The following is a 444-nucleotide window of genomic DNA, read 5'->3' as shown; positions in this document are numbered from 1 at the left end:
GACTACCAGGGTATCTAATCCCATTCGCTACCCACGCTTTCTTGTTTCAGTGTCAGGAGTGCTCTAGTTTACTGCCTTCGCTTTTGGTGTTCCCTATAATATCAACGCATTTCACCGCTACACTATAAGTTCCGTAAACCCCTCGCATCCTCTAGTCGTACCGTTTCCCTTGCATGTCTTCGGTTGAGCCGAAGAATTTAACAAAAGACTAATACAACCACCTACACAACCTTTACGCCCAATAATTCCGGATAACGCTTGAGGCACTCGTATTACCGCTGCTGCTGGCACGAGTTTAGCAACCTCTTATTCGCCAAGTACTATCAATAAACTTTCTCCCTGGCAAAAGGTTTTTACGCTCCGAAGAGCTTCATCAACCACGCGGCGTCGCTCCGTCAGGCTTGCGCCCATTGCGGAAGATTCTCGACTGCGGCCACCCGTAGG

The 444-nt window shown here is 48.9% G+C and carries 1 rRNA gene; it reads right to left on the bottom strand.

The window, feature by feature from the left end:
- A 16S ribosomal RNA gene (locus ACTHSL_RS13050) occupies positions 1–444 on the bottom strand; the annotation flags it as partial.

This window comes from Neisseria sp. P0008.S010, assembly GCF_051962715.1.
GTDB classification, from domain to species: domain Bacteria; phylum Pseudomonadota; class Gammaproteobacteria; order Burkholderiales; family Neisseriaceae; genus Neisseria; species Neisseria elongata.
This window is presented reverse-complemented; position numbering and strand designations above follow the sequence as displayed.